Raw genomic sequence first — 4,793 nt, forward strand, 5'->3', positions numbered from 1 at the left:
GCCCGGATCCAGCCAGATCTTCTCGCGCGCCACCCCGGCGGCCATGGCGGTCAGGGCCCGGGCCAGCAGGAAGGCCTCGACCTGGCCGACCACGTCGTCATAGGCCGGCGCGTCCTGCATGCCGCCCGGCTCGCCCAGCATGTGCATCAGCACGATCTCGCAGCCCAGTTCGGCGCGCGACCTCGGGCCGTCGGGGCTGAAGCGCAGGGCGGCGACGTCGTTCCAGATCGTCGCCCCGGCCGCCACGGCGGCGCGGGCCACGGCGGGCTTCATGGTGTCGATGGACAGGGCGATGTCGCTCTCGCGCCGGATCGCGTGATCAGCGGGATGACCCGGGCCAGCTCCTCGGCCTGCGCCACCGGCGCGGCCCCGGGCCGGGTGCTCTCGCCGCCGATGTCGAGGATCTGCGCGCCCTGCGCGATCAGCCGCCGGGCATGGTCCAGGGCCGAGTCCGGGGCCAGGAACCGGCCGCCGTCGGAAAAGCTGTCGGGCGTCACATTGACGACGCCCATGACGCGGGGGCTGGGAAACGGGGCCATGCCGGTCTTTTAGGCTCCGAAAGGCCGCGCCGCCACCGCGCGATGGGGCCGCGCCGGCGTCTGGCCGTTTGTGCCCGCCGCCCGGCTCTGCTATCTCGGCCCGCATGACCCGCGTTCGTCTTTTCTCGCGAATTATCCGCCCGGCGTGACGCTGCCGGACAGGCTTGCGCGCGCGCCGGGCGCTTCTCACTCCGTCATTCCCGACCCACGGCGCGGCGCAGTCGCGCGGGCCGTGCCGGGAACCCAGACCTTCCAAGCTGGATAGCTTTCCCATGGCCGACGACGCCACGACCGCCCGCGACTATCGCGAAACCGTCTTCCTTCCCGACACCCCGTTCCCGATGCGCGGCGGCCTGCCCAAGAAGGAGCCCGAGCTCCTGGCCGGCTGGGCCGCCCTGTCCGACAAGGGCCTGTACGGCGCCGTGCGCGCCAAACGCCAGGCCGACGGCGCGCCGCTGTTCGTTGCTGCACGACGGCCCGCCCTATGCCAATGGCGCCATCCATATCGGCCACGCGCTCAACAAGATCCTCAAGGACTTCGTGGTCCGCTCGCGCTTCGCCCTCGGCTACGACGTCGACTATGTGCCCGGCTGGGACTGCCACGGCCTGCCGATCGAGTGGAAGATCGAGGAAGAGTTCCGCGCCAAGGGCCGCCGCAAGGACGAGGTCCCGGCCGAGGAATTCCGCACCCGCTGCCGCGAATACGCCGGCGGCTGGGTCGAGGCCCAGAAGGTGGAGTTCCAGCGCCTGGGCGTGCTGGGCGACTGGTGGAACCGCTACGCCACCATGGACTTCAGCAGCGAAGCCACGATCGTCGCCGAGTTCCACAAGTTCGCCCAATCCGGCCAGCTCTATCGCGGCTCCAAGCCGGTGATGTGGAGCCCGGTCGAGCGCACGGCCCTGGCCGAGGCCGAGATCGAATACCACAACCATGTCAGCCCGACCGTGTGGGTGAAGTTCCCGGTCAAGGTCTATGACGAGGAGCATTACGCCCTGTCGGGCAATCCGGCCGGCGACAATGTCTTCCGCCTGCCGCCCAATGACGCCAGCGTGGTGATCTGGACCACCACGCCGTGGACCATCCCCGCCAACCGGGCGATCAGCTTCAACCCCAAGGTCGAGTACGGCCTCTATGAGGTCGAGGCTATCGAGGAGAACCTCGAATTCGCCCCGTGGTCGAAGGTCGGCGATCGCCTGATCGTCGCCGACAAGCTGGCCGACGATGTTCGCAAGGCCGCCAAGGTCGCCGCCTGGCGCCGGGTCGAGCCCGTCGACCCCACCGGCCTGATCTGCGCCCACCCGCTGGCCCAGTTCGATGAGGGCTTCGGCTTCGAGGTGCCGCTGCTGGCCGGCGACCACGTCACCGACGACGCCGGCACCGGCTTTGTCCACACCGCCCCGGGCCACGGCGCCGACGACTATCTGGTGTGGCTGAAGAGCGGCTACAGCCTCGACTCCATCCCCGACACCGTCGATCCCGACGGCGCCTATTTCCCGCACGTGCCGCTGTTCGCGGGCCTCAAGGTCATCGAGACCGAGGGCAAGAAGGCCGGCAAGTTCGGTCCCGCCAACGGCGCGGTGATGGACAGGCTGATCGAGGCCGGAAACCTTTTGGCCCGCGGCCGGGTCGAGCACAGCTACCCGCACAGCTGGCGCTCGAAAGCCCCGATCATCTTCCGCAACACCCCGCAGTGGTTCATCCGCATGGATCAGCCGCTCGACAGCGGCAAGACCCTGCGCGAGACGGCGATCCAGGCCATAGCCGACACCGCCTTCCACCCCGACGCCGGCCGTAATCGCATCGGTTCGATGGTCGAGAGCCGCCCCGACTGGCTGGTCAGCCGCCAGCGCGCCTGGGGCACGCCCCTGGCCATGTTCGTCGACAAGACCACCGGCGCGCCGCTTATGGACCCGGCGGTCAACGCCCGCATCCTCGACGCCATCCGCGAAGGCGGGGCCGACGCCTGGTTCCTGCGTCCCGACGCCGCGTTCCTGGGGCAGGCCTATGACGCCGCCCAGTACGAGAAGGTCGGCGACATCCTCGACGTCTGGTTCGACTCCGGCTGCACCCACGCCTTCACCATCGAGGGCCGGGCCGACAGCGCCTGGCCGGCAGACCTGTATCTCGAAGGCTCCGACCAGCATCGCGGCTGGTTCCAGTCGTCGCTGCTTGAAGGCTGCGGCACCCGCGGCCGCGCGCCCTACAAGGCGGTGCTCACCCATGGCTTCACCCAGGATGAGAACGGCGAGAAGATGTCCAAGTCCAAGGGCAACACCATCGAGCCGCAGACCATCACCAAGGAAAGCGGCGCCGAGATCCTGCGGCTGTGGGCGGCGATGGTCGACTATTCGGAAGACCAGCGGATCGGCAAGACCATCCTGGCCACCACCACCGACGCCTATCGCAAGCTGCGCAACACCACCCGCTATCTGCTGGGGGCGCTGGAAGGCTTCGACGAGGCCGAGCGGGTCACCGACTACGCCGACTTCCCGCCCCTGGAAAAGTTCATCCTCCACCGCCTGTGGGAACTGGATGGCCAGGTCCGCGCCGCCTATGAGGCCTATCGCTTCAGCGACGTGATCCGGCCGCTGATCGAGTTCTGCCAGGGCGACCTGTCGACCCTGTTCTTCGACATCCGCAAGGACAGCCTCTATTGCGACAAGCCCACGGAACTGCGCCGCCGGGCCTATCGCACCGTGCTGGACTACGTCTTCGAGCGCCTGACCATCTGGCTCTCGCCCCTGACCAGCTTCACCATGGAAGAGGCGTGGATGACGCGCTTCCCCGAGGCCGGCTCCAACAGCCTGCGGGTGATGCCGGCGACGCCGGCGCAGTGGGAAAACCCCGCCGAGGCCGCCCGCTGGGCCAAGGTCGAGATGGTGATGTCGGTGGTGACCGGGGCCCTGGAAGTCGAACGCCGTGAAAAGCGCATCGGCTCGGCCCTGGAGGCCGCGCCGGTGGTTCATGTCGCCGAGCCTGACCTGCTGAACGCCTTCGACGGCCTCGACGCCGCCGAGGTGTTCCGCACCAGCGCCGCGACCCTGGTGGCCGGCGACGGCGGGGCGTTCACGACCGACGAGGTCAAGGGCGTCTCGGTGGATCCCGTCCAGGCCCAGGGCAACAAATGCGCCCGCTCGTGGCGGATCCTGCCCGAGGTCGGAACCGATCCGCGCTATCCGGAACTTAGCCTGCGCGACGCCGACGCCGTGGCGTGGTGGGATCAGCAGAAGGGGTAACGCCCTTCCCCCTTGATGGGGGAAGGGTTGGGGATGGGGGTGACGCGGCCTTGAAACCGGGCCGAGGCCTGGGCCAATTGCCGCCGCCGCGTCACCCCCACCCTACCCTCCCCCATCACGGGGGAGGGTTCAGACCTTTACGGACGCGCCAATTTGGGGCTGAGAAAGACAATGCCGAACATCACCCGCCAAGGCTGGATCGCCTACGCCATCGCCCTGGGCACGATCGTGCTGGACCAGCTCAGCAAGCTGTGGGTGCTGGGCCTGCTGGGGGCGACCCAGGGGGTCAGCGTCCCGGTGCTGGGCCCGCTGCACCTGACCATGGTCCACAACGAGGGCATGAGCTTTGGCCTGTTTCGCGGCTCGGAGGTCAGCCGCTGGCTGCTGACCCTGTTCTCGGCGGTGGTGGTGCTGGTGCTGGCCAACTGGGCGCGCAAGGCGACCAAGCCGCTGCTGGCCGCCGGCCTGGGCCTGATCATCGGCGGGGCGTTCGGCAACAACCTGATCGACCGGGTCCTGTACGGCTATGTCGTCGATTTCATCGATGTCTCGCGCCTGTATTTCCCCTGGGTGTTCAACGTCGCCGATTCGGCGATCAGCGTCGGGGTGGCCCTGCTGCTGCTCGACAGCTTCCTGACCGGCGAAAAGAAGCTGGTCGAACCGACCGAATAAGGCCGCAATCGACAGAGAGATTGGCGCCCGCGCGATGATGTCGTATCGAGTGCCACGAAATTTCGGCCCCAACGGGCCCGCTGGAGCAGCTGTTCATGAGTTTCTATCGGGTCGCGACCCTGAGCGTTCTGGCCGCCGTCGCCGCCACGAGCCTCGCTGGTTGCCAATCGGCCTCCAAGGCGCTGGGCATGAACAAGGTGGTTCCCGACGAATTCCGCGTCGTCACCAAGGCCCCGCTGGTGGTTCCGCCCGACTACGCCCTGCGTCCGCCGGCCCCCGGCGAGCCCCGCCCGCAGGAGCTGCAGCCGGAAAGCGCCGCCCGTCAGGCCCTGATCGGCGAAAGCG

The 4,793-nt window shown here is 68.5% G+C and carries 2 protein-coding genes and 2 pseudogenes; 3 read left to right on the plus strand and 1 reads right to left on the minus strand.

Annotated elements, in window-relative coordinates:
- Positions 1-539 (minus strand): annotated as a pseudogene (gene folP / locus CSW58_RS09620) (dihydropteroate synthase); the annotation flags it as partial.
- A gap of 272 nt (positions 540-811) precedes the next feature.
- Here folP and ileS point away from each other — a divergent pair.
- From ileS to CSW58_RS09635, 3 genes and pseudogenes are all read left to right on the plus strand, one after another.
- Positions 812-3,776, plus strand: a pseudogene (gene ileS / locus CSW58_RS09625) (isoleucine--tRNA ligase).
- A gap of 171 nt (positions 3,777-3,947) precedes the next feature.
- Entirely contained in the window at positions 3,948-4,448 is a 501-nt protein-coding gene (gene lspA, locus CSW58_RS09630) for a signal peptidase II (protein ID WP_099447135.1), read from the plus strand.
- A 95-nt stretch (positions 4,449-4,543) separates the two neighbouring features.
- On the plus strand, positions 4,544-4,793 hold a 250-nt coding region (locus tag CSW58_RS09635; protein ID WP_143755152.1), incomplete at its 3' end, for a DUF3035 domain-containing protein.

The organism is Caulobacter sp. B11 (assembly GCF_002737765.1).
Lineage (GTDB): Bacteria > Pseudomonadota > Alphaproteobacteria > Caulobacterales > Caulobacteraceae > Caulobacter.